General features: G+C 36.0%; 12 protein-coding genes and 1 pseudogene. 5 read left to right on the plus strand and 8 right to left on the minus strand.

Features of this window, described 5'->3' with window-relative positions; all coding sequences use genetic code 11:
- The 7 genes and pseudogenes from BM289_RS25000 to BM289_RS25030 form a co-directional block, all read right to left on the minus strand.
- Positions 1 to 286: ISAon1 family transposase N-terminal region protein (locus BM289_RS25000; protein ID WP_143102129.1), on the minus strand; the 286-nt coding region annotated here is incomplete at its 3' end.
- Positions 283 to 462 (minus strand): annotated as a pseudogene (locus BM289_RS25765) (transposase); the annotation flags it as partial. The gene BM289_RS25000 and the pseudogene BM289_RS25765, both read right to left, overlap by 4 nt.
- 11 nt (positions 463 to 473) lie before the next feature.
- Positions 474 to 1,658 carry a DUF3570 domain-containing protein gene (locus tag BM289_RS25010; protein ID WP_091499287.1) on the minus strand — a complete coding sequence of 395 codons (1,185 nt, stop codon included), beginning with the start codon at positions 1,656 to 1,658 and terminating at the stop codon, positions 474 to 476.
- A gap of 18 nt (positions 1,659 to 1,676) precedes the next feature.
- Positions 1,677 to 1,910, minus strand: a complete 234-nt coding sequence (locus BM289_RS25015) for a DUF4266 domain-containing protein (protein WP_091499289.1) — start codon at positions 1,908 to 1,910, stop codon at positions 1,677 to 1,679.
- The gene (locus tag BM289_RS25020; RefSeq protein ID WP_091499291.1) at positions 1,907 to 2,800 is read right to left on the minus strand and encodes an FAD:protein FMN transferase; all 894 of its coding nucleotides are present in this window, start codon (positions 2,798 to 2,800) and stop codon (positions 1,907 to 1,909) included. The genes BM289_RS25015 and BM289_RS25020 overlap by 4 nt, the downstream gene beginning before the upstream one ends.
- 40 nt (positions 2,801 to 2,840) lie before the next feature.
- Positions 2,841 to 3,278, minus strand: coding sequence for a thioredoxin family protein (locus tag BM289_RS25025; RefSeq protein WP_091499294.1), 438 nt, complete (start codon positions 3,276 to 3,278; stop codon positions 2,841 to 2,843).
- 112 nt (positions 3,279 to 3,390) lie between these two features.
- The gene (locus BM289_RS25030) at positions 3,391 to 4,080 is read right to left on the minus strand and encodes a VIT1/CCC1 transporter family protein (protein WP_091499297.1); all 690 of its coding nucleotides are present in this window, start codon (positions 4,078 to 4,080) and stop codon (positions 3,391 to 3,393) included.
- 1,301 nt (positions 4,081 to 5,381) lie between these two features.
- On the opposite strand from BM289_RS25030, the gene BM289_RS25035 reads away from it, so the two are divergent.
- The 5 genes from BM289_RS25035 to BM289_RS25055 all read left to right on the plus strand — a co-directional run bounded on the left by BM289_RS25035 (position 5,382) and on the right by BM289_RS25055 (position 23,986).
- A complete protein-coding gene (locus BM289_RS25035; protein WP_167365505.1) occupies positions 5,382 to 6,827 on the plus strand; it encodes a helix-turn-helix domain-containing protein in 1,446 nt (481 codons plus the stop codon).
- 787 nt (positions 6,828 to 7,614) lie between these two features.
- On the plus strand, positions 7,615 to 20,676 hold the full coding sequence (locus tag BM289_RS25040) for a PKD domain-containing protein (RefSeq protein ID WP_091499302.1): 13,062 nt from the start codon (positions 7,615 to 7,617) through the stop codon (positions 20,674 to 20,676).
- 65 nt (positions 20,677 to 20,741) lie between these two features.
- Positions 20,742 to 21,647: a PorP/SprF family type IX secretion system membrane protein gene (locus BM289_RS25045; RefSeq protein WP_091499305.1), complete on the plus strand. Its 906-nt coding sequence runs from the start codon at positions 20,742 to 20,744 to the stop codon at positions 21,645 to 21,647.
- Positions 21,648 to 21,661: 14 nt separating this feature from the next.
- Complete coding sequence (locus BM289_RS25050) at positions 21,662 to 23,296, plus strand: OmpA family protein (protein WP_091499307.1); 1,635 nt, start codon at positions 21,662 to 21,664, stop codon at positions 23,294 to 23,296.
- Between the two features lie 168 nt (positions 23,297 to 23,464).
- Positions 23,465 to 23,986, plus strand: a complete 522-nt coding sequence (locus tag BM289_RS25055) for an ATP/GTP-binding protein (RefSeq protein ID WP_091499310.1) — start codon at positions 23,465 to 23,467, stop codon at positions 23,984 to 23,986.
- A gap of 332 nt (positions 23,987 to 24,318) precedes the next feature.
- Here BM289_RS25055 and BM289_RS25060 read toward each other — a convergent pair whose 3' ends face one another.
- Entirely contained in the window at positions 24,319 to 25,584 is a 1,266-nt protein-coding gene (locus BM289_RS25060; RefSeq protein ID WP_091499313.1) for a DUF3370 family protein, read from the minus strand.
- Positions 25,585 to 25,747 lie beyond the last annotated feature (163 nt).

Consider the following 25,747-nt stretch of genomic DNA (forward strand, 5'->3'; position numbering starts at 1 on the left):
CTAAAGTCCAATCTCTTTTAATAATTTCCCCATTGGCTTTATTGGTCCAACGACGTCTTTTGATATGTAAATATACAAACCTGCCTCTTAAAGGGAAATCCTGAATCGTAATCTCATCCATGAAACCCTTGGAAACCAATTCTAGAGCATTGAACTCTTGCGGAGGTTTTATTTTTTCTTCAAAATACAGATGCAATACTTCTTCTGTGTTGCTGGTGGAAACTACTTCAAAGTGATCTACTAAAAAATCAGGAAGCATAAATTTTAAAAGTTCTAAAGCAGTCATGTGTAATTCTTAGACTGCAAATTTCTGATTTTATTTTGATATTCTTCCCCAAGTTTTGTTCTTGATCCAAAATCTATATTCCTGACTCCTCTGAACTGCGCTCTAAAAGCTTTTATTTTAGCATTAAAGCATTCTGCCGAAGCATTTGTGCTTCTGTTGTCAAAATAGTTCAAGATTGACTGGTTGACTACCTATACTTGATATTAATGCTAATTATATCAGAAGTTAAGTCATTAGATCTGGTATAATGGCCATAGCGTATCTCCAGTGTGTTCCAATGTTTCAGTCCAAAAATACCGTCAGGAGGCGTAAATTTTAACCCCATTCCCACAAAATTGCTGTTGAATTTCGATAAGTCATAATTGCTGGTATAATATTGATCATCAGCAGTATGTTGCCCATATGGCTTGAAATACTTGGCAGCACTCTGTGAGTAGTATCTGTAGAAAGGACTGAGCGAAAAAGCCTGAGTCAGTTTTACAGGAATTTCAAGATCTGCCGTATGCGCTTTTAAATTCCAGTCATCGGTATAATAACGGTAATAAGCCCTGATAATGATGTTGTCCCCCATAAAATAGCTGGCTCTGATTCCGAGAGGAATTTTAAAACGTGTATCGGGCATTTTTTCCTGATGAACCGAGCCGTCTGCAAAATAGACCCTGTGGAATGGAAGGCTTAAATAACCACTCTGGCTGATTACATCCCCGACAAGCATTACCTGAAGCCTTTGATTGATAACCTGTGAGTAGCTCAAGGTTCCGGCAAAGGTGTTTCTGTTGGCACTGCCATAACCTTCACTGCCAGGATCTCTAAGCTCTATAGGCTGGATAAGTTTCAGCTGGTCGATAAAAGTCTGGAAGCGGGCTGTAAACTCTCCATTTCTGTCTTTTGTTTTTTGTGAAAAACTGATATTTCCTCCAAAAGACTGATAATCAAACTCTGTTGATGAAGAAACTCCGATGCCAATAGTGCGGCCTTTCTGCTCGTTCTCTCTAAGATAAGTCAGCGATGGATAAAACCTGTTGTCTGATGAAGAGGCTGAGGAATTGGCACTCAGGTCAATCATATCAGAAGAGGCAGAGGTATAGTGGTCAATTCCCGCTTCAATATCAAAGGTATGTTTGATGCCTGTCTGCCCATATTTGATCAGTTTGACATCAATGGTGTTGGCAATATCGGTAAGCTTCTGGGTTCCGATGCCTCCAGTTACGGCGGAATGATCGCCATTCTGGCTGTAATAGCTTGATACGAGATTTACCTCTTCAACTTTAAGCTTTCTGCTTTTATAGCCTGTAGAATCAGCTGGGATATCCTGCGCTCTTGACTGGAACAATGCCAGCAACGCTGCTCCTGTAAGAAATACTCTTTTCATCTTTAATAAGGCATAAAATTAATTGCATCCGCAGCCTCCGCCGCTTTTTCCTGCATTTGCCCCGGAAGCTCCTTCTCGGTAGGATTGGAAACTGAGTTCCGTTTTTTCGATTTTCCTGTTCGAAAGCACCATTTCAGAATCGTTGAGTTTTCCTTTCTGGTATTCCTTTACACTAGTGCAAGAGGCAAGCAGCAGGCCGGCAAGAGCAGTACTGCATAACAATACGAGATTTTTTTTTGTTGGCTTTTTCATGTCAGATTAATGTTTTTGGATGTATAAATTTTATTGCTGTCATCAATTATAATGCAGTATAGATCAGGAATCTGATCTATTAAGAACAATCCAGCTTTGATGCCCATAACAGCTATCGGTGTAGCCATTGCATCTGCAAATTCCACATTTGAGGCTATAATGGTCACACTTTTGATTCCAGTTATGGGAAGGCCTGTTTTTGGGTCAATTGTATGCGAATATTTTTTTCCGTCTATGGTTATATATTTTTCATAGTTTCCCGAGGTGGCAACTGCTTTGCCGGATATCTCCATATAGGAAAATGCAGCATTCGGGGAGTCTGGATCGGCCACGCCGATTGTCCATTTCCTGCCATCGGGTTGTAGCCCCCATGCAGAAAGGTCACCGCTGGCATTAATGATGCCACTTTGGACACCGCGCTGTAGCAGAACCTGTTTGGCCATCTCAGCGGCATATCCTTTTCCTATTCCGCCAAAACCGATTCTCATTCCTTTTTCCTTAAGAAAGACTGTTGTGTTTTCCCTGTCAAGAATGATATTTCGGTAATCGATAAGATGTACCATTTTTTGCGCAGTCTGCGCATCGGGCAGTTTGGTCATGGATTTGTCAAAGTTCCAAAGGCTTTTGTCTATACTTCCATAGGAGATGTCAAAAGCGCCCTGTGTGATTCTTGAAATTCCAATAGATCTTTCAATTAGGCTAAAAATTTCAAGATCTACTTTAACGGGCCTGATTCCGGCATTTTCATTAATCAGATTGGTTTGGCTGTCCTCTTTGTAAGTACTCAAAAGCCTTTCGATCCGGCTTATTTCTTCAATAGCCAGATTGATATTCTCATTTCCCTTTTTTTGATTCTCGGCCACAACTGTAATGGTGAAGCTGTTGCCCATGAGCTTTAGGGTTTGGGAATATTTTTGATTCTCTGATGTGTTATTTTCGGCTCTCACAGATCGATTTTATTTCTGCCGTCCACTGTTCAGGCGATGCTTCCGGTTTTCCATGCCAGATTTTGATCACCTTACCCTGGGCGTCAAGAAGAAGCGTCAGGGGAAAGCTTCCTTCCTTATTGTATATTTCAGCTAAATCCTCATTGCGTTTTATCTGCTCTGCCGTTCCGATATTTTTCTTTTTTCTTGGAAAATCAGCATTGACCAGCACCAGATTTTCATTTGCCATATCGGTGAATCCCTGGCTTTCAAAGTAGTCCCTGCGAAGCACGATGCATGGCCCGCACCAGTCCGAGCCCGAGAAGTTTAGAAGAATCAATTTATGGTCTTTTTCAGCAGTTTTTTTTGCATTATTAAAATCAGGCTCCCAGTTTATGGAAAAGACAGTTGCCAGTACAAGGAATATATTAATTAGTTTCATTTTTTTCCTTTTTTGTTATATACGAAATAACGAATATCTGCGGATCTTATTTCTGCGGGTCGCTTAAGATTAGATTAATTTTTAAGCGGTTATAAGCCCTATTTTCCAAGCTTTAGGCAGTCTTTACTCCAAAAACATATCCGGCCAGGGCCGAGGCAGCCATAGCAAAGGTGCCCCAAATGCAGATCCGAACAACTGCCTTAAGGATATTTGAGCCTCCCGCCTTGGCGGCCAGAATTCCTGAAAAAGCCAAAAAGAGAATCGAGAAAGCATATTGGTAGAAAATCATGTCTTTAATGGGAGCAAAAATTGCCACCAGCAACGGAAGAAAGCCTCCGGTGATGAAGGACACTGCTGATGCAATTGCGGCAGTGAGAGGATTGGCCTGCGTGATTTCGTTGATCCCCAATTCATCCCTTGCGTGGGCTTCAAGAGCGTCATGAGCCATTAATTCAGAAGCTACCTGCTTGGCCAATTTTTCATTTAATCCTCTTCGGATATAAATCTCTGCTAGTTCTTCCAGTTCCTCTTGCGGCATATTCTGTAGAGCCAATTTTTCCCTTTGCAGATCGGCCGATTCAACATCTGACTGCGAACTTACCGAGACATATTCCCCAGCAGCCATAGACAGTGCGCCTGCCACAAGTCCAGCCACTGCAGCAAGCAGGATAGGTTCTCTGGTTATGCTTGCTGCGGCAACACCGATTGTTAGGCTGGTGGTTGAAAGAATGCCGTCGTTGGCTCCAAGGACTGCCGCCCTAAGCCAGCCACTTCTGTTGATGTAATGGTTTTCAGATTCCATAATTTTTTATTTAGCAGTTTCACCCAATTACGGTCTTTGGAGTTTTCTTGAGTGCTTCCAAAATTTGTTTTGATCATTTCCCTGATCTGGAATTGTGTTGTATTTCTGGTACTGTTTTTTATTGATTAAAGTCGTAGATATGAATCTGCTGTGCATGAGGATTTATCACAAAAGAGATTCGGGAAATTGAATCCTTAAACTTTTTGATTTCATTTAGAATATTCCGATTAGGCACAATAATGAGAATGATTTCTGACTCTAGAAAATCTTGTGGGAATATCTTCTCTTTCAAATAATTCCATACCATCAAATAAAGCAGTTAATTTTTGGTTGTTTAAGTTGCTGATTTTTTATCTATGTCGATAAGGGGGGCTGGCTGCATACGGTCTTTAATACTCATTTTTAATAAGCTAAAAAATCATAATAAAATTACCCTAAAATATCTTTTGTTATTAAATTAACTCTATTAGAATAGTTCTAAATTTCATATGAATTGTTTTATTGTGTTTTATTTCTTGTTAATTGTTATTTAAGTTATAATAATACTTATTTTTTACGGTTTTTGTTTTCTGTACTTTTTTGCTTCAGTACATGCTCTGTAAAAATGCTTTTTTTTATAGTTTTGGAATGATTTTTATATGTGAGTGTTTTAGTAGAATCATTAACTATATTAGGCATGAGAAAAAAAAAATGAGTTTTTTTTTACAGGTTATTCGCTTTTTAAGAAAAGACTGTAAAAATTGGATTTCGATAAAATATTCTTAGAAAATCGCCATAAAATTTTCGACAAAAAAATATTTCCTTTGTTTTATTTGAAAAAAAAATATTGAATGTTATTAATAACAAGTAAATGTATTTTTTTGAAATTTTAAGTCGAAATTGTATAGTATATATATATTCAATATGTTAAATTTGCGCAATGTAAAGTGTTGTCTTTACACCAATTTGTTTTTTATTAGAATAATGAGCTATAGTTTATAACTTTATTTGTTATTCTAAATTTCCAGATTTAATCAATAACATTTTGAATCAATACATGGTTGATCCAACTCGTTAAGTTGTAATTGAGAGAAAGGACACAAGTGTATTTAGTTATTAGCTTAGATTTTTCTAGTTAAACTTTTAAACTGAATAATTGATTTTAGGAGTAAACACCAATATGTTACAAAGCTTGATTTCTTATTATTTATATGCGCTTAAAATTTATTCTTCTCCTATTCATATTCTTAGTTTCTTATAGCTTAAGTTATTCCCAGGGCTCGAAATTCGATAAAGTTTTTGATGAGACATCGAAAGTGTTGTTGAGTTCAAACCCAGAAAAGGCTTTGCGAAATACGGCTTATCTTTATGAAATCTCTACAAATAATGTGGAGCGTATTAAAGCTTCTATGCTTAGGGCCACTCTTTTGCGTCAGCACGGTATGCGAAATGAAGCTGTTAGAGCCTTAAAGCGTGCGGATAGTTTGGCAGTGTTGGATAAAAATTATAATCTTCAAGCTAGGATAAATGGTTTTCTTTCGACGATTTATCGCGAATATGAAATTTACAGTCTTGGCAAGGTGTATTTGCAAAGAGCAATTACAGCTAGTAAAAAGATTCAAGATAAAAATGAAAAGTATAAATTTCAAGGAACCTTATCTCAAGAGATCGCTTATTATGCAATGTACAATTCTAATTTTTCCAAAGCAATTCAAGATCTTAAAGCTGGGAAAAAGAAATTTGAATTGGCAGATTCTAGTATTGATAAAAATTTCCATATTGCAGTTAATGATGAACTTATTGGAAAAAATTACCTTTCGCTGCAGAAGATTGATTCGGCTTTGGTTTATTTTCAAAAAGCAGAGAAAGAGCTTTCGGAATCAGAATCTTCTAATAGTCCGCTGAAAGGATTTATTTTTAATGGTTTCGGAAATGTCTATGCAAGAACTGGCGATGATAAAAAGGCGCTTCTTAATTATCAGAAAGCGGAAGAGATTGCTGAAGCTTCTGATTTCTTTACATTGAAACAAGAATTATATACTTCTTTAATGCAATTTTATAAAAAGACGGACTATAAAAAGTATATCAAGTATAATGAATTGAATTTGAAGTTAAAGAAAGACGAGGAGGATAGTCGTAAAAGTAATACAGATGAACTGATTAAAACGTTAAGAGAGGAACAAAAAAATAATCAGTCAAAAAATGATCAGAGTAAAATTATTATTGCTCTTGGCTGTTTTATTTTTATTGTTTTGATTATAATGTTGGTCTATGTATTTAGAAGAAAAAAAGATTACATAAAACCTGAAGCAGTTAGTGAAAATAACGACGTGATGGAAATCGAAGAAGATTTAACACCCAAGCAGGAATCTTCTAAAGAATATATGTCGGAAGCGACGGAAAGTGCTATTTTGGAAAAAATACAAAAGCTAGAGGAATCTCATTTTTATCTTGATAAGGATATTTCTTTAAATTATGTTGCCGTAAAACTCTCAATCAATCAGCGATATTTGTCTTATGTAATAAACAAAAACAAATCAATAGATTTTGCGGGTTATATTAATGAGTTGCGAATACATTATATTACAGATCGTTTGAGAAATGATAGTAACTTTTTAAAGTATAAAATTAGTTTTCTTGCTGATCTCTGTGGTTTTTCTTCTCATAGCCGATTTACAACTACATTTAAAAAGGTTACAGGAGTTTCTCCCTTAACTTTTATTACGGATCTTCAAGAGCAACGTGATGAAGAGAAGAAAGAACTCTAAGGAATCGACTTAAAATATTATTATGATAAAAAACATCAATTTTGATTTTTCGAAATTGGTGTTTTTTCATTTTTAAATTTATCTATTCAAGAGAGTAAAACTAAAAGTATATTTTGTCTTTTTGCTGTATTAAGTAGTTCTTGAATTAGCAGTTTTTTTTATAACAAATGCGACTTTTTTTTGGTTCAATTTAGTTGACTTCTTTAAAAGGAGATGCTGTTAATGAGCGAAAAATAGCATAAATTTTTAGTAAGTTTAGATTGTATTCTTCAATCTTGAATTAGTCGTGTAATCCACTTCTTATTTTCTATTCAAAAAGGCTTGATCAATGGGTTTTTAATAATCATCTGTTATTTAGTTAGTTAGTGATTTTTAAATTGTTTAATGCTTTTTATTTTACGTAATCTAGCAAGCCTTCTTCTAAAATTAAGTCCATCCATTGGTTAATTTCGCCCGGAATTTATGCAGGTTGATGCATAGGAATATTTATTAATGGAAGATATTTCTCTTTGTATTTCTCCTCCATTTGGTATGAAAGAAACACATACTTTTTTTGTTTTTTCAACTTGTTTAGAGTGGCGAATCTGCTGCCTAAAATAAGATGATGGATAAAAAAACGAAAAAATTAAACTTTTAAAATTAGCAGGTCAAGGAAGTCAACACAGCTTCTAATGACCTTGCTTAGTTTAATTATTTCGATTTGTTATAAAATGATTTTTTTAAGAATTTAAATAAAGAAGATTTAAAAGGAAACTTTTATAGAAGAACATTATTTTAAGATTATTGTATGGAAAAAAACTACTCGTCTAAACACAAAAAATCCAATTTTAATACTGTACTTACGTGTTTTTTAGCACTGTTTGCTGTTCTTTTTTTTAGTGAAAGCGCTTATTCTCAGGATTGTTCTGTAAATGCAGGAATACCTGATGAAATTTGTGCCAATGCTCCACTTGTTTTGAATGGTGTTGTAGGAGGTAACATAGTAAGTCATAGGTGGACTCAAATAGCAGGTCCTTCGGTGGTTATTCAAAACCCCAATAATGCTGTAACATCAGTTCTTGGAGCTGTTGGAGGTAATACTTATACCTTTCGGTTATCAGGTACCTGTGCGATAGGAACAACTTATCAAGATGTTAGTTACATAGTGCATCCGATAACTGTGGCAAGAGCCGGCAGTAATATACAAGGCTGTCCTGGTACTTATGCACTGTCTGCAAATGCTCCTTTAAATCCAGGCGAAACAGGATTATGGGTAAAAAGCGGTGCAGATAATGCAGGTGTGACAATAAATAATCCCAATTCACCAAATGCAACGATAACATTGTCTCCAAGTGCAGCTGGTAGTACGCAGTTAACTTGGACGATTACTTCTTCTTCTTGTACATCGTCTTCTTCAATCGTAGTAACCAACTATGGAGGTGAAGTTATTGCAAATGCCGGTCCAGATCAAAATTTATCAGAATGTTACACAGCTACACAGTCCGCAGGTTTAAATGCGTCCATAGGCGGAAATGGAACTGGAACGCAGCAGGGAACATGGTCATTTGTATCTGGTCCTACAATGCCGACGATTACAAATGCTAATACTCCAAATGCAACAGTTTCTAATTTAACACAAGGATCTTATGTATTTAGATGGTTAGTTCAAGGTCCATGTGCGGTTGGTTCTGACACAGTTACTATAAATGTACCTGCAGCAACACAAGATGTTACAACTGCTGGAGGAACAAATAACTCACAAACATTTTGTGACAATTCCATAACTTCGACAATTTTACAAGGAAATATCCCTTTGTACGCAGGGGAAACTGTGGAATGGACTACAAACTCAGGAGCAACTATTGTTTCTCCTGATAGTCCAACCACCCAAATTACGGGGTTAAATTTTAATACTACTACATCTTATACTTTTATCTATAAGATTAAAGGGAATAGTAATGTAAATCCAAATTGTGAAACGCAATCTACTTTTACGGTAAATTATTTTAATAGCCCAACAACTCTTACTTTAAACAATGGCGTAGATACTGTTGTTTTACCAGTAAACACGACTTCAGGAAGTGTACCGATGGTTACAACAGGTGGTAATGCCAGTCAGGCTATATTTGTAAGTGGCCCTGCTGGTGCTTCACCGACAGCCAATGTTAGTGGAGGTAATCTTACTTTTTCAGGTTTAAGCAGACCGGGAACATATACTTTTAGAGCAAGAAGATATACAAGCGGTAGTTTTGCTACTGGCTGCTCAGAAGCATTTGCTGATATTAAAGTTGTGGTTTCATTAAGACCAGAACCATCAAATGCGGGTACTACAGTTGCTTTACTTTGTGGGGTTACATCAACTCAATTATCAGGTAATAATCCAGCTTTAATGGCAACAGCAGGTTTATCAGGTTATTGGTCACAAGTTAGCGGACCTAATACAGCGACTTTTGATAATATAAATAATTATAATCCTAATGTAAGCGGTTTGATTCCGGGGGTCTATGTTTTTAGATGGAATATCTCAGGTGGACCAAATTCAGTTGATACTTTTAGTGAAACATCGATAACAGTATCACAGCCACCGGTTGCAAATGCAGGAGCTACTCCTGTTACTGTATGTGCTGGCAGTTATTTATTGGATGCAGCTCCATTAGTTGATGGTCAAACTGGACAATGGACTCAAGTTGGAGGTCCTTCGACTGTTTCAATTGTAAATCCAGCAAGTCCGCAAACTTATGTTAATGGAATGGCAGAAAGCAGTTCTTATACTTTTAGATGGACTGTGACAAGTGCTGCAACGAATTGTGCCCCTGACTCAAGTGATGTTATTGTGAATACTACAAGTACATTTTCACCGTCTCCCGCAGATGCAGGATCAGATCGATGTCTGCCTTCAGGAACAACTACGGCTGTATTAGCAGCTACAGCTCCAGCTGCGGGTACTACAGGAACTTGGACTCAAAAGTCTGGACCAACAACAGTTGCTTTTAATGATCCTAATAGTCATAATACTAACGTAACAGGATTATCAGACGGAACTTATGAATTTGAATGGACTACATCAGTTGTTGGTTCAGGATGTTCTACTTTTTCAGACATTACAACACTTACAATTGCTGCTATACCAACTTCTGCGGCAGGAGCTAATCAAGATATCTGTACTGATAGTTCAGGGAATAGTGTTACCATGAACGGAAACAATCTTACTCCAGGTTTAGTAGGAACATGGGTTCAGGTTTCAGGAAATAGTTCTTGGACTGTTTCTAATATAAATGATCCCAAAGCGGTATTTAGTAATTTAGCGCCTGGAAACTATGTTTTCAGATGGCTGGTTAAAAGAGGAAATTGTGATTCTGCTTCAAGTGAAGTAAGTTTTAAAGTAAGCTTACCGCCAACTACAGCGGTAGTGACAAACTCACCATTAGCAGTTTGTACTACAAGTACAACTTTAACAGGAAACACCATCACAGCCGGGGTAGGAACTTGGCAGGTTGTTTCTGGGCCAAGTAATCCAATATTTGCTAATGTAAATAGTGGCAATACTGGTATTTCTGGACTTACAACAGGAACTTATGTATTAAGATGGTCTAGTACAAATGGTCCATCATGTGCAACATCGACAGCTGATCTAGTATTAAATGTGAATGCTCCTGCAGACGCTGGACCAGATCAGGTTTTATGTAATGCGACTGAAATTATTTTACAAGGGACAAAGGGTTCTACAGGTACTTGGAGCGTAACTACAGGAACTGGAGCAACCATTACACCGCTTTCTTCTTCTACAGCAAGAGCTTCAATTGTACCCGGAAATAACTATACTTTTAGATACGATATATCTAGTGCGAACGCAGGAGGTTGCGGAGCAAGCAACGATAGCATGACGGTTACCAATAGTGCTTTACCTACAATGCCTGATGCGGGAGTTGACCAAGATATTTGTTTGTCAGCAGGTAACTCTATTACTTTAACTGGTAATACAATTACTTCAGGAACTGGTAGATGGAGTAAAATAAGCGGGCCGGCTGGTGAAACAATAACATCACCAAATTCAAATATTACAAGTGTTACTGGATTAGCGGAAGGATTGTATATTTTTGAATGGAGAGCTAGTAATGGAAGTTGTAATAATTTAAGTGATGTTGTCAGAATTAACGCTTATTCGCCACCGAGCCAAGCTGATGCTGGACCAGATCAAAGTGCTTGTCAATTAGCTACTCAGCTTAATGCAGTAGAACCGACAAGAGGAATTGGAACATGGACATTAACTACTGATCCATCTAATGGAGGAATTGTTATTGACAGTCCAAATAACCCAAAATCGACATTATCAATTGCTAACCCATATTTATTGCCAGTAGGAACCTACACTTTTACTTGGACAGTAAGAAATGGATCTGTTTGTGCTGTAAGTACAGATACTGTAAATATAACATTTACAGGAGCACCTCCAACACCTGCAAACGCAGGACCTGACCAGAATTTATGTAATGCTACTACTGCAGTGATGAATGCTAATCCTGTTAATCCAGGAACGGGGACATGGACACAGGTTTCAGGACCAACAACAGCTATTTTTTCTAATAGATTTAGCGCACAATCTACTGTTTCTGCTTTGACAAATGGAACTTATGAATTTAAGTGGTCAAGTTCTAATGGTGGAGGATGTAATTTAGAGGATACAATGCTGATAACCATTAATCCAGCTATTGCAGCTGTGAATGCTGGTCCAGACCAAACTTTAGGAGAATATAGCACTGTTACTATGGCGGCTACAGATCCTGCACCAAATACAGGAACATGGTCATTTGTATCAGGACCTAACACTCCATTTATTTTAGATGTTAATAGCCCTACTACGCAAATTGCAGGAACTATTCCAGGTAAATATGTGTTTAAATATACCGTTTCAAATAGCTCTTGTGCTGTTGATTCTGATACTGTAGAAATTACATTAATCGGTCAGACTGATTTAAGTTTAGCTAAAACGGCTGATATTGCATCGCCTAGAGTGGGGGATATAGTAACTTTTACAGTTGCTGTTGGAAATAACGGAAATCGTGATGCAACCGGAGTTGCAGTAAGAGATAATTTACCGGCTGGTTTCACTTTAATTACAGGAAGTGTTACTAATCAGGGGAATTATAATGCTGGTGGAAATGCAATAAACTGGTCAGGTTTATCAGTTGCAAATGGAGCTACTTTAAACTTAACTTACAAAGTTAGAGTAAATGCGGCGACAGGAACAGCTAATGAATATAGGAATACAGCTCAAATCACAGCAAGTGATCAGGTTGATCCAAATTCAATACCAAATAATGATATTCCAACAGAAGATGATCAGGCTTCTCTAACGCTTACTCCAATTCCAAATGTTGATTTAGCGATAACAAAAAGAATAAATAATGCCACACCAGATGTGGGAACGAATGTTCAGTTTACACTTGAAGTTGTAAATAACGGACCAAGTACTGCTACGGCAGTAGTGGCAAATGATATTTTACCAAATGGCTATACTTGGTTAAGTACTACTGGAACAGGATATAATAATGTTTCTGGCCAATGGACTATCGGGAATTTAGCGAACGGTGCAAAAGCAACTTTAATTATTAATGCTAGAGTAAATGCAACTGGAAGTTATGTTAATACTGCAACTGTAACCAGCGCTGAAACAGATTCAAATCCTGCTAATAATACAAGCAGTGTTTCTAGTAATCCAAGAGCAATTGCAGATTTAAGTCTAACAAAAACAATAAGTGCAGGGCCATACAATGTTGGTGCTAATGTTACTTTTACAGTAACGGTTACTAATGCTGGACCAAGTGCGGCAACCTCTGTAAATGTATTTGATTATTTGCCAACGGGTTATACTTATGTGAGTCATACAAGTACAGGAACTACATATTCCAATACTACAGGTTCATGGAACATAGGAACTATTCCTAGTGGTGCTTCCAGAGTATTAACTGTTGTGGCAAGAATAAATGCTACTGGTGATTATCGAAATGTTGCCGAAGTAGTTCATTCTAATGAATTTGATCCAGATTCAACACCTGGAAATAATAATCCGGCTGAAGATGATCAACAGCAAGTTGTAATTACGCCAGTTCAGTTAGCGGACTTAGAAGTTATTAAAACTGTAGATGTTGCGTCTCCAAAAGTAGGGGATAATATTAAGTTTAGAATTGCATTGAGAAATGTTGGACCAAGTGATGCAACAGGAGTAATTGTAAATGACTTATTACCTTCAGGTTATACTTTTGTAAGTTATACTTCGACTAATGGAGCTTATAATACAGCGAATGGAAACTGGACACTTTCAGGAAGCGTTTTAAATGGAAAAACAGAATATTTAGATATTACAGCAAAAGTAAATCCTATAACAGGAACAGCTAATGAATATAGAAATATCGCTAGTGTAACGGCAAGTAATCAAACGGATCCAAATCCTGCGAATAATACTTCAGATGCAACTACTGTTCCAACAGCTTTGATTAATTTATCATTAACTAAAGCCGTAAGCAATATTAGTCCATTAGCGGGATCAAATGTAGTGTTTACTGTAAGAGTTTCAAACGCTGGACCAAGCAATGCAACAGGAGTACAGGTTAGAGATTTATTGCCTAGCGGATATACTTATGTTAGTTCGACAGTTTCAAACGGAACTTATACTAATGGAACTGGATTATGGAATATTGGAACTATTGCGAATGGAAGTTCAGCCGTTTTAAATGTTACCGCTACAGTTAATGCGACAGGAAATTATACCAATGTTGCAGAAGTTATTCAGGCGAATGAAACGGATGTAAATTCGACACCAAATAATAATGTCTTAACAGAAGACGATCAAGATGAAATCACAATATCACGTGGTCCATTGGTTGATTTAAGTTTAGTTAAAACAGTTGATAATAATACGCCTAATGTTGGTACTATTGTAAACTTCACAATTACCGTTCATAATGCTGGACCAAGTGATGCAACAGGAGTTGTAGTTACAGATAAATTACCTTCAGGATATTTATTTGTAAACGCTACACCATCTGCTGGAAGTTATAATGATACGCCAGGTTCATGGACACTGGGAACTCTTTCAAACGGAGGAACTGCTACTTTAATTATTCAGGCTCGTGTATTGCCTACTGGAAATTATAATAACGTAGCAGAAGTTACAGGAGCTAATGAAGTAGATAGTAATTCTACTCCGGGAAATAATGACGCTACAGAAAATGATCAAAGCGAAGTTATTGTAACTCCTGTACAGATTGCTGATTTATCGGTTAATAAAATTGTTGATGTAGTTACTCCAAAAGTAGGCGATAACGTAGTCTTTACCATTGCAGTTTCAAATGCAGGGCCAAGTAATGCTACTGGTGTTGTTGTTAGAGATTTATTGCCATCTGGTTATGAATTCGTAAGTGCAGTTCCAACTGCAGGTATGTATAACAGAACAACAGGAAATTGGACAGTTTCAAGACCAATTATTGCAAATACAACAGAAACCATTCAGATAACTGCTAAAGTTCTGAAAAATGGTAGTTATGTAAATAACGCAGAAGTAATTGCAAGCGATCAACAAGATCCGGATTCGACACCAAATGATGGAACCGGAGATGATTTTTCAACAGTAACAACAACACCATCTGCATTGGTAAATCTTGCAGTTGTGAAAAGAATAAATAATGCAACTCCAGATGTAGGATCTACAGTGGTATTTACAATTGATGTTGTAAACAATGGACCAAGTGATGCTACAAATGTGGTTGTGAATGATGTATTGCCGACTGGTTACAATTATGTAAGCGATGATGCAACGGGAAGTTATATCAATACTTCTGGTAACTGGACAATAGGTAACTTGGCAAGCGGAGCAAGAAGAACTTTAAACATTTCTGCTACCGTTAATCCAACAGGTAATTACCTTAATACTGCTACGGCAACAAGTACTGAAACGGATGGGAATCCTACGGATAACACAAGTGAAGTTTCTAGTACTCCAAGAGCGGTTTCTGATTTGAGCTTGCTAAAAACAGTAGTAAATGCATCTCCTAATGTTGGCGAAAATGCAGTATTTACTATTACTGTAAATAATGCAGGGCCAAGTAATGCTACTGGTGTTGTAGTTACAGACAGATTACCATCTGGATATTCTTTTGTAAGTGCAGTGCCTTCAGTAGGAACATATGATAGTAATTCTGGCGGTTGGTCAGTTGGTAATTTAGCTAACAGCGCTAGTGCGACTTTAACTATTACAGCTAGAGTATTAGCGACAGGAAATTATAACAATGTTGCGGAAGTTACAGGTGCAGATCAATTTGATCCTAATTCAATACCTGGAAATAATAATCCGTTAGAAAATGATCAAAGTACTGTAGTAGTTACTCCAGTTAATGTATCAGATTTAGTTACCGTAAAAACAGTTTCGGCTGTTGCTGTGACAGGTATTTCCGCATCAAGACCAAATGAAGGAGATACTATCAGATATAGTATTGTGGTTACAAATAATGGTGGCCCAACTAGTGCTACAGGTGTTGGTTTAACAGATATTCTTCCTGCAGGTTTAACCTATGAAAGCCATACAGTTACTGCTGGAGCTTATAACTATGCGTCTGGAGTATGGACTATTGGAAACTTAGCGGTTAATGGTACAGCTACTTTAGAAATTACAGCAAAAGTAAATTCAGGTACTAAAGGCCAAACAATTATCAATAGAACAACTGCAGCTAAAGGAGATCAAACAGATCCTACAACAGCTGGTGATGATTTAGAAGAAACAATTGTGGTTAGTTTGCCGCCAATTGCTACAAACGATATTAGTAATGGAAATACAACAAATCAGCCTTCAACTCCATTAAACATTCTAACAAATGATAGATTAGGAGATGGAACTCTGGCAACTCCTGCAAATACTATTGTTGATTTAAATCCTAACACACCGGGAGTAGAAACAACATTTACAGTGCCTGGAGAAGGAACATGGAATTATGATGCAACAACTGGTTTAATTGTATTTACGCCACAGACAGGGTTTACATCAGATCCAACGCCATTAGAATATAAATTAACAGAAACACAAACGGGCTTAAGTGACACTGCTACTATAACAGTAACTTATGTGGCTCAGGCACCAATTGCCTATAATGATTTAAGCAGTGGAAATCCTGTAAATACAGCAGTAACAGTAAATCCATTAGCAAACAACGGATCTGGAATAGATGCAGATCCAGATGGAACTATAGATTCTTCAACGGTTCGTTTATTGAGTCCATCAGGAGCAACGGCTATCGTAACAGACTCAAAAGGAATTACAAGTTTTGATGTTCCGAATGAAGGAAAATGGAGTGTTAATCCGGTAACTGGTGCAATTACATTTACGCCATTTCCAACGTTCCATAAAGATCCAACGCCTATTGAATATAATGTAAAAGATAATGATGGCAATGTATCTAATAATGCAAGGGTAACTATAGATTATGTACCAGTTGCAGCCAATGATAGAAATACAACACCGGGAACTCCAGGTTTACCAGTTGTACTAAATGTTTCTGGAAATGATACGGCAGGAGATACAGTTGATGTATCGACAGTAGTACTGGATGCAACAAGTGTCTTTGGAGGAATTCAGGTATCTCCAAGAGAAGTTTCTGTAGTAGGAGTGGGGAACTGGATTGCAGATCCTCTTGGAAATGTAACATTTACTCCAGAGGCAGGATACACAATTGATCCGCCGGTAATTAATTATACGATAAAAGACAATCAAGGAAATAGTTCGAATGTAGCTACTATCACAATAGATTATGCTCCAATCACTTCACCTGATTTATCAATCGGAAATCCAATTAATACACCAGTAGTTGTTGATGTTACAGCTAATGATACAACAGGGGATTTAGTCGATCCAACAACAGTAAGTTTGGTTAATCCAGGAAATGGAACCAACATTGTTCAGGATCCAACAGGAGATATTACAAGCATCACAATTCCTGGAGAAGGAAGATGGAATGTAGATTTAGTAACCGGAAGAGTGACATTTACTCCAAATCCTGGTTTCATTACAGATCCAACTCCGATCAATTATAACATTAGAGATAATGAAGGTAATGTTTCAAATAACAGCTTAATCACGATCAGAGTTATACCTCAGGCAGATTTGGTTGTTACTAAAACAGATAATAAAGAGAAATATGTTCCTGGAACAAATAGTGTTTATACGATAACAGTTAAGAATAATGGACCATCGGTAGCGACTAATGTAGTAGTACTTGATGATATTACAGATCCAATATTGGAAGCTGCAACCACATGGACGGTTGTTGGTACAGGAGGAACAATACTTCCAAATGCAAATGGTACTGGAGATATAAACGCTGGTAATGCAACTATCAGCAGTTTAAATGTTGGAGAATCGGTTACATATACTGTAACAATTGCAGTTCCAAGTAGCTATACTGGTCAGATTGTGAATACAGCAAGTGCAACATCGGCTGTTCAGGATCCGAATGTTAATAATAATTCTCAAACGGATATTGATACTGTAAATGCACTAGCAGAAATTGCACTTACCAAAGCAATTGTAACTGCAGCTCCTCACAGAATAGGAGATAATGTTGAGTTTTTAATTACAGCAGTAAATAATGGGCCAAGTGATGCTACAGGAATAAACATTGTGGATAAACTGCCAAGCGGTTACACTTTTGTTAGCGCAACACCTAGCAGTGGAACTTATAATGCATCGAATGGTTTATGGAATTTAGGAGGTTTAACCAATACCTCTAATGCAACATTAACTGTAATTGCAAGCATTAATGCAACAGGAAATTATACAAACGTTGCTGAGGTTACTAAAGTAGATCAATTAGATCCAAATGGAATTATTCACGGAAACAACACACCGAATGAAATTGATCAGTCAGATGTAACGATTGTTCCGGTAAAAATAGTTGATTTGGTTACAACAAAAACAGTTGATAAATCAAATCCAAATCAAGGAGATATTGTACAATATACAATAACAGTTGTAAATAACGGTCCAAGCACAGCGACTGGAGTAAATCTAACAGATAATTTACCTGTAGGTTTAGCTTATGTATCGCATGTAGCAACTGGAGGAACAGTCAATACCTATTCTGGAGGTCTGTGGAATATTGGAAATATTAACATTGGATCTTCTGCAACATTATTAATCAATGCAAGAGTTACTGCAGCAGGAACGGTTAGTCAAACCCCTATTGTAAATACAGTTACTCCTGCAACAGGAAATGAATCAGATCCAACAACAGTTGGAGACGATTTAACAGAGCCAATTATAGTGACAAGTTCAGATTTAGTAACTGAAAAAACAGTAAGTAAAACAAACCCTAGCGAAGGTGAAACAATTACTTACACTATTAGAGTGACTAATAACGGTCCAAGTGATGCAACAGGAGTTCGTTTAACAGACATTCTTCCAATTGGAGTTACTTATGTGAGCAACAATCAAGGAGCCGATTATAATTATGGTTCTGGTATTTGGACTATAGGTGATCTTGCAAACGGAGCAACTAAAGTTTTAGATATTAATGTATTAATTAACTCTGGATCTGCAGGTAAAACGATTGTAAATACAACGACTGCTGCTAAAGGAGATCAATCAGATCCAACAACTGCTGGTGATGATTTAACAGAAACTATCGTAGTTCAAAATGGTGCCGATGTTGTATTGACTAAAGTAGTAAACAATAGTACACCTAACATTGGAGAAACCGTAACTTATACTGTTACCGTAACCAATAAAGGAACAACATTAGTAACAAACTTGGTAGTAAAAGATGATCTGCCAGCTGGTTTAACGTTTGTTTCAGCTACTCCAGGAAAAGGAGTGTGGACAACACCAAACTGGACAGTAGGTACATTACAACCAGGCGAAGAAGGATCTATCGAAATTAAAGCAATTGTAGGATTAGATCAGGGAGGTAATGTATTAGTAAATACAGTATCGAATACACAGGATCAGTTTGATACAAACAGAACGCCAGATGATCCAACCGAAGCAATAACTGTAACGAACTTAGATTTAGCAGTTGTTAAAACAGTAAACAATGCTACACCAAATGAAGGAGAAACCATTCGTTATACTATTAGAGTGACAAACAACGGTGCTAGTGATGCGACCAATGTAAGTTTAGTAGATAAATTACCTGTAGGAGTTACTTATGTAAGTGATGTAGTTTCAGCAGGAAATTATAACAACGGTTCTGGATTATGGACAATTGGTAATCTTGTAAATGGTGCTGTTGCAACGCTTACAATTGATGCAACAGTAAATGCAGGAACTTATGGTACAACAATTACAAATACTACTAGTGCAGTAAAAGCGGATCAGGCAGATTCTAATCCGGCAAATAACATTGGCAGTGTGGCTATTGTACCAACGGCTTACATAGACTTGAGTTTATCAAAAGAAATTGTTGGAAATGTTACGAATCCTGCTGTAGGCGATGTAATCACTTTTGAAATTAGAGTGATGAACGACGGACCTACAAAAGCAACAGGAGTAGAAGTAGTAGATTTAATTCCTTCTGGATATAAGTTTATCACGTATAGTTCGACTATTGGAACATACAGCCCTTCAACAGGTCTTTGGAAAGTAGGTTTTGTAGAACCTGGAAACACAGCAGTTTTATTGGTAGATGTTAGAGTTCTGGATAATGGAAATTACATGAACTGTGCAGAAATTACTAAAGCCAACGAACCAGATATTGATTCTACTCCAGGTAATGGAAATGATTTAGAGGATGATTATGCTTGTGCTGCGGCAGCGCCTAATCAGTCGGTGGATTTGGCTGTTGTTAAGACAATCTTGAAGAATACAATGAATCCAAAAGTAAATTCTGAGATTTCATTCGAGATTCAGTTAACAAACAATGGAGATATAGATGCAACAGGTGTTGTCGTATCAGATGTACTACCTTCTGGTTATACATTCGTTAATTATAGTTCTACTAGAGGAGCTTATGATTATGTAACAGGAGACTGGAAAGTAGGCAAGATATTAAACGGAGAAACAGAGATTTTGATTGTTGATGTTATTGTTAACGAATCTGGAAACTATCAAAATTGTGCAAGTATAAAAGCAATGCACCAAACAGATATAGATCCAGCTAACAATCAAAGTTGTATTACGGCAGCTCCAATAGCTCTAATCGATTTAGAATTAACTAAAGAGGTAGATATCTTAAAACCAGTTGCTGAAACTAATGTTGAATTTACAATAACATTATCAAACAGAGGACCGAGTAGAGGAACAGGTGTAGTGGTAAAAGATTTACTTCCGTCAGGATTCAAATTCTTAAATGCTACTACAACGATTGGAACTTACGATGCGGTTACAGGAATATGGAACATAGGAACTATTGATATCAATGCAATAGAAACATTAAAAGTAACAGCTTATGTATTACCTGCAGGTGATTTTACCAATGTGGCAGAAGTGATTGCAGCAAATGAAGTTGATATCGATTCTACTCCTGGAAATAATAAATTACAGGAAGACGATCAAGATGCTGTGACATTAGAACCTACAGTTCCTTTAAACATCCCTGAAGGATTCACTCCAAATGGTGATGGTATAAATGATGTTTTTGAAATAGAACATTTACAAGTATTGTATCCAAACTTTAGTATGGAGATTGTAAATAGATATGGAAATCTTGTGTACAAGTACAAACATAATGGAGACAAGTTTACAACGCCATTATGGTGGGATGGTCATTCAACAGGAAGACTTAATGTCTCTGGAGAGACAGTTCCAGCTGGAACTTATTTCTATACTATTCACTTCAACAATAACGAAAGAAAGCCACAAACAGGCTGGGTATATTTAAAAAAATAAAACTATTCTTTAAGGAGAGAAGAGGTTAAAAATCTTCTCTCCTTTCAAAAATTAAACTCATTTTTATGAAAAAAATTAAAATACTAATTGGATTTTTTGTTTTGATATTTTCCACTAGTACTGTTTTTGCTCAACAAGATCCTCAGTATACACAATACATGTATAACATGAACATTATAAATCCGGCTTACGCAGGTTCAAAAGGATTTACAAGTATCGGTATCCTAGGAAGAACACAGTGGGTTGGAGTTGATGGTGCGCCTCAAACGGCAACATTGTCTATCAATGGCCCTGTAGGAAAAAATGTGGGATTAGGATTCTCTGTTATTCACGATGAAATCGGACCTGTTAAAGAAGACAACGCATACGTTGATTTCTCCTATACTTTAAATCTTTCTGAAGAAGATAAGTTCGCATTTGGTATTAAAGCTGGAGCAACTTTTTTGAATATACGAGAATTTACGACAGTAGATCCAGATCCGTTAAACGCACCAATAAATCAGGTTGCACCTAATTTCGGTGTGGGTGTAATGTACTATAATGAGCGTTTTTATGCTGGTTTATCTGTGCCGAATTTTATTGAATCAAGATATTTGGACCAGAAAAACGGAATCTATTCGTCTGCTTCAGAAAAAGCACACATTTTCTTTACTTCTGGATATGTGTTTGATTTGGATGAAAACCTAAAACTGAAACCTTCAACCATGTTAAAAGCAGCGTCAGGAGCACCTCTTTCAGTTGATTTGTCTTTAAACTTATTAGTGCAGGAAAAAGTAGAGTTTGGACTTTCAATGAGATTAGATGACTCAGTGAGTGCAATGGTAGGATATAACATAAGCGAAGGTATAAGAATTGGTTATGCTTACGATTATACGACTTCTAATTATGGAGTGTTTAATTCAGGTTCTCATGAGATTATGATACTATTTGATTTGTATAAGAAAAAAATAAAAAGTCCTCGTTTCTTCTAGATAAAAAATAAGATATGAAAAAAATTACTTTAATTATAGTATTGTTATTTGGAGCTGGCGTTTATTCTCAAAATTACAATATCAAAAATATAGAAGCCAATACTAAATACTCTGATTTTGGTGTAACCTATTATGGTGAAAACACGGCAATATATGCGTCATCAAAAAAGACCAAACAGTCGAGAAATAAAAAATGGTATTTAAACAAGCAACCATTTTTAGATTTGTACAAAGCAACTATAACCAATACAGGCGAATTTACAGAATCAGAATTGTTTTCAAAAGACCTGAATACTAAGATGCATGAATCTAATGTAACCTTTACAAAAGATTTAAAAACAGTCTATTTTTCTAGAGATAACTACAATAGTAAAAAGTATAAGACAGATGATAAAGGCTGGGTTTTAATTCAATTGTATAAAGCTGATATCGATGCTGAAGGGAATTGGAAAAATATAATAAAATTGCCATTCAACAGTGATCAGTTTGATACAGGACATCCGTCATTAAATTCGAATGATACTAAGTTGTATTTTACATCAAACAGACCAGGTTCATTGGGACTTACAGATATTTGGGCAGTAGATATCAATAAAGATGGAACTTATGGCGAGCCTTATAATTTAGGACCGGAAGTAAACACAGTTAAAAGTGAAATGTTTCCTCACATTGATGCTGATGATGTACTTTATTACTCTTCAAATGGTAAAAAAGATGGAAATGGCGGTTTAGATATCTATGCTATAGAAATTCAAAATAAAAAAGGAGTAGGAGAAGCAGTTAATTTAGGTTTCCCTATAAACAGTGCAAAAGACGATTTCTCTTTAGTTTTCCAAAACGGAAAAAAAACAGGTCACTTTTCTTCTAACAGAGAGGGTGGAAAAGGAGATGATGATATCTACTTTTTCGAAGAATTAGTTAATCCGATTGCTACAAAATGTAAACAATTTGTTCAGGGAACTGTTCGTGAAAAAGAATCACAAGCACTTTTGCCTGGAGCTTTAGTAACTCTATATGATGCAAAAGGAGATAAAGTTGAAAGCACAATTGCAGATCAATTTGCTGTTTTTAATTTTAAAGTAAATTGTGATTCTTCATATAAAGTAACTGCTGTAAAAGATTACTATGATATGGACGAAAAGACTTTTGCCTCATCAAACGAAGCCAATTTGGAGCTCGCGCTTAATCTGGATTTAACTTCAGGTGAATTTGTTTATGTAAGAGGTAAACTAATGGTCAAAATTAATCCAATATATTTTGATTTAGATAAGTCGTTTATCCGACCTGATGCACAGATTGAACTTGAGCGAGTAGTGAGAATTATGGAGAAATATCCAAAACTTAAAATTAATTTAGGTTCACATACAGATAGCAGGGCACATGATGATTACAACTGGTCTCTGTCTACAAGAAGAGCAAGATCTACTAAAAACTGGATTGTAAGAAAGGGAATTGATCCGGCTAGAATCAAAGCTGAAGGTTTTGGTGAAACAGAATTGGTCAATAAATGTTCAAATGGTGTGAATTGTTCAGAAGAAGACCACCAATTAAACAGAAGAACCGAATTTGTTATCGTGAATCCTGAAGTAATAAAGGAAGTTGATGGTGCAGTAGATTTGGTTTCTACAAAAAGTAACGATATACGTTAATCAAAAGATATACAATAATCAAAGAGTCTATTTCATCGCGAAATAGACTTTTTTGCTTTTTAGATGTACTCAGAAAATAATAAACACTTTTTTGGATGTTAGTTTTATTTATGCTGTTTTAGTTAAATTTAGAAATAATAATTTATTGATCTTAATTATATCAATGATATGAGAATAGCAATACTAGGAGCACATTTAGTAGGGAAGACTACATTAGCAGAAAAACTGCAAGAATCATTTCCTAATTACGAGCTTTATCCGGAGCCTTATTTTGAAATGCAGGAAATGGGTTTTGTTTTTTCTGAAATACCAACTTCAGATGATTATATGGCACAGTTAGACTATTCCTTAAAACAAATTTTAAGAAGCAACAAAAATGCGATTTTCGACCGCTGTCTTATTGATCTTTTAGCGTATGCTTTAGCAGTTGATGATTCCGTAAATTTTCAGTCAGTGTTTAATAAAATTCAAGACGCGATTAATAAAATTGATGTTTTTGTGCTTGTTCCAATTGAAGACCGCGATAGAATTTCATGCCCAAATTCCCAGTTGCCAGAACTTAGAAATGAAGTAAATAATATGATAGTTGAATTGATTAATGATTTTGATTTAGAAGTAATTCAAGTCAAAGGAAATGTATCTGATAGATTAAATCAAATTCAGAAGAGAATACTTCGGTTAGAGTTTTAAAAAGATTCTTTTTAAGATTAACAAGAAAGGAATGTCTCAAAGGTGCAGCTCATTTTATGTAAGCTTCAAAGAAGCGGCATATTTATAGGAAAGGGTAAATATTTCCAATATAAAGCTCCAGAGAGCGACATGTTTTTTTGCAATCTATACTATATTCCGCACCTCTGGAGCTTTTTTTCATTTTCTCATTGAAACTCTATAAATATTCAACCCCTCTTGGGTTTATGGTAATGTTTTTTAGAAAATATTACCTTTTACTAAAAGAGGCTGTCCTTTTGAAACAGCCTTTCATCAACTTTAATATAATTATTATATAAAAATAGAGCTATTAGTTAGTCTGTTTTTAAAATCAATTGCTGTCCAGTTGTGATTAATCCAGGAACATAAAACGTTATGGTTGCATTGAAAAATGAATTAGCTGGAATGCTCCAGTTTGCCAGATTCTGTGCTGGTTGTGTTGGAGTGGTGTAAATGTTTTTTAAAGCTCCATTTAAATAAAGAGGCCCATTAAAAGTAAATGAAGGTGAATTAGTTCCAGATGTAAAATTGGAGGCAAATGTAAGTGATACATTTTTTGCAGTGCTATTGGCGTTGTTGAGTTTAAGCGTTAAGCTATATTTATGTCCGTAGTTTCCATAGGTATTTTGTGAGGCTCCATTTAGTTTATAAGAGTATGGAGCGTTTTGATTTTGGAGATAAGTGCCACTTACTGCAAATTTAGAACTTGTATTCAAACATAATCCCATGTATGCAGGGCCGGTAGGTAAATCAATATCTGTAGTACCCGACCAGCCAGAATCGGTATAAATACCTGCTTCTCGGCCATAAGTGTTAGTGCTTTCTGTATAAATATCTCCCGCAGCGGCACTCTGAGTAGCGGTTACAGCATCATTAATATCTCCCGTTGAAGTAACAACAGTATAGACATATACGCCTTGTGAAGCGGTTATTTCATAAGAACCATCTACCATATTGTTGTTTGCTAATGTTGCTTTGTAAACTTCATAAACTTTTGAAGGATTAATTGTAACATTACTAAAAGTAGTTCGAGGTGTGTTTTGAAGCCAGTCTTTGGAAACAAAATAACTTTGTCCAGTTGCACTTCCATTTAATGGTTTTTCAGCGTTTGTATAGGTAGATCCTTTTCCAGAAATGGTAACAGCTGAAGTTTGTGGATTTGAAACTAAAACATGCAGGTATTTTGTAGAACCAGATTGATTGATGTGGAATAAATAAACACCAAAAGTACCAGAAAGTGGATTTGAAGAACCGCCTCTATTAGCATCAACTCTTGCATTTTGCATTAACCATCCGTTCCCTTTTATAATTTCGGGATTGTTACTTTTCCAAATCGGTTTTTCGGACAGGTTACCGCTTAAATATTTTAAATTTTGAGGTGGTACAATCGAAGTTGACAAAGTTCCAGAAGTCCAATCAGATGAAACTAATGAATTTAAAGCTAATTGTGTTTTTGCTGTTGTATGGGGTGTGTTCTGAACAGCTGTTTCAACAGTAGTTTTTTCAAATGATTCCTCGTTTGAACAAGCATATGTAAGAAATCCCGTAATAACAAAGCATAGTAGTTTTTTTGTTTTCATGGTTGGTTAGATTTAATAGATTTGACAATCAGTTAGTTGTTGGCTAAAATAACAAAAAATTAATATCTTTTATTTTATTTTTAAAAATATTTAAAAAGTATTTCATTGTTAGTTTATATTTTTTTTAAATCTTTGAATAAAATAAAAAACAACTATTTTTAAG

This window comes from Flavobacterium phragmitis, from assembly GCF_900112575.1.
Taxonomy (GTDB): domain Bacteria; phylum Bacteroidota; class Bacteroidia; order Flavobacteriales; family Flavobacteriaceae; genus Flavobacterium; species Flavobacterium phragmitis.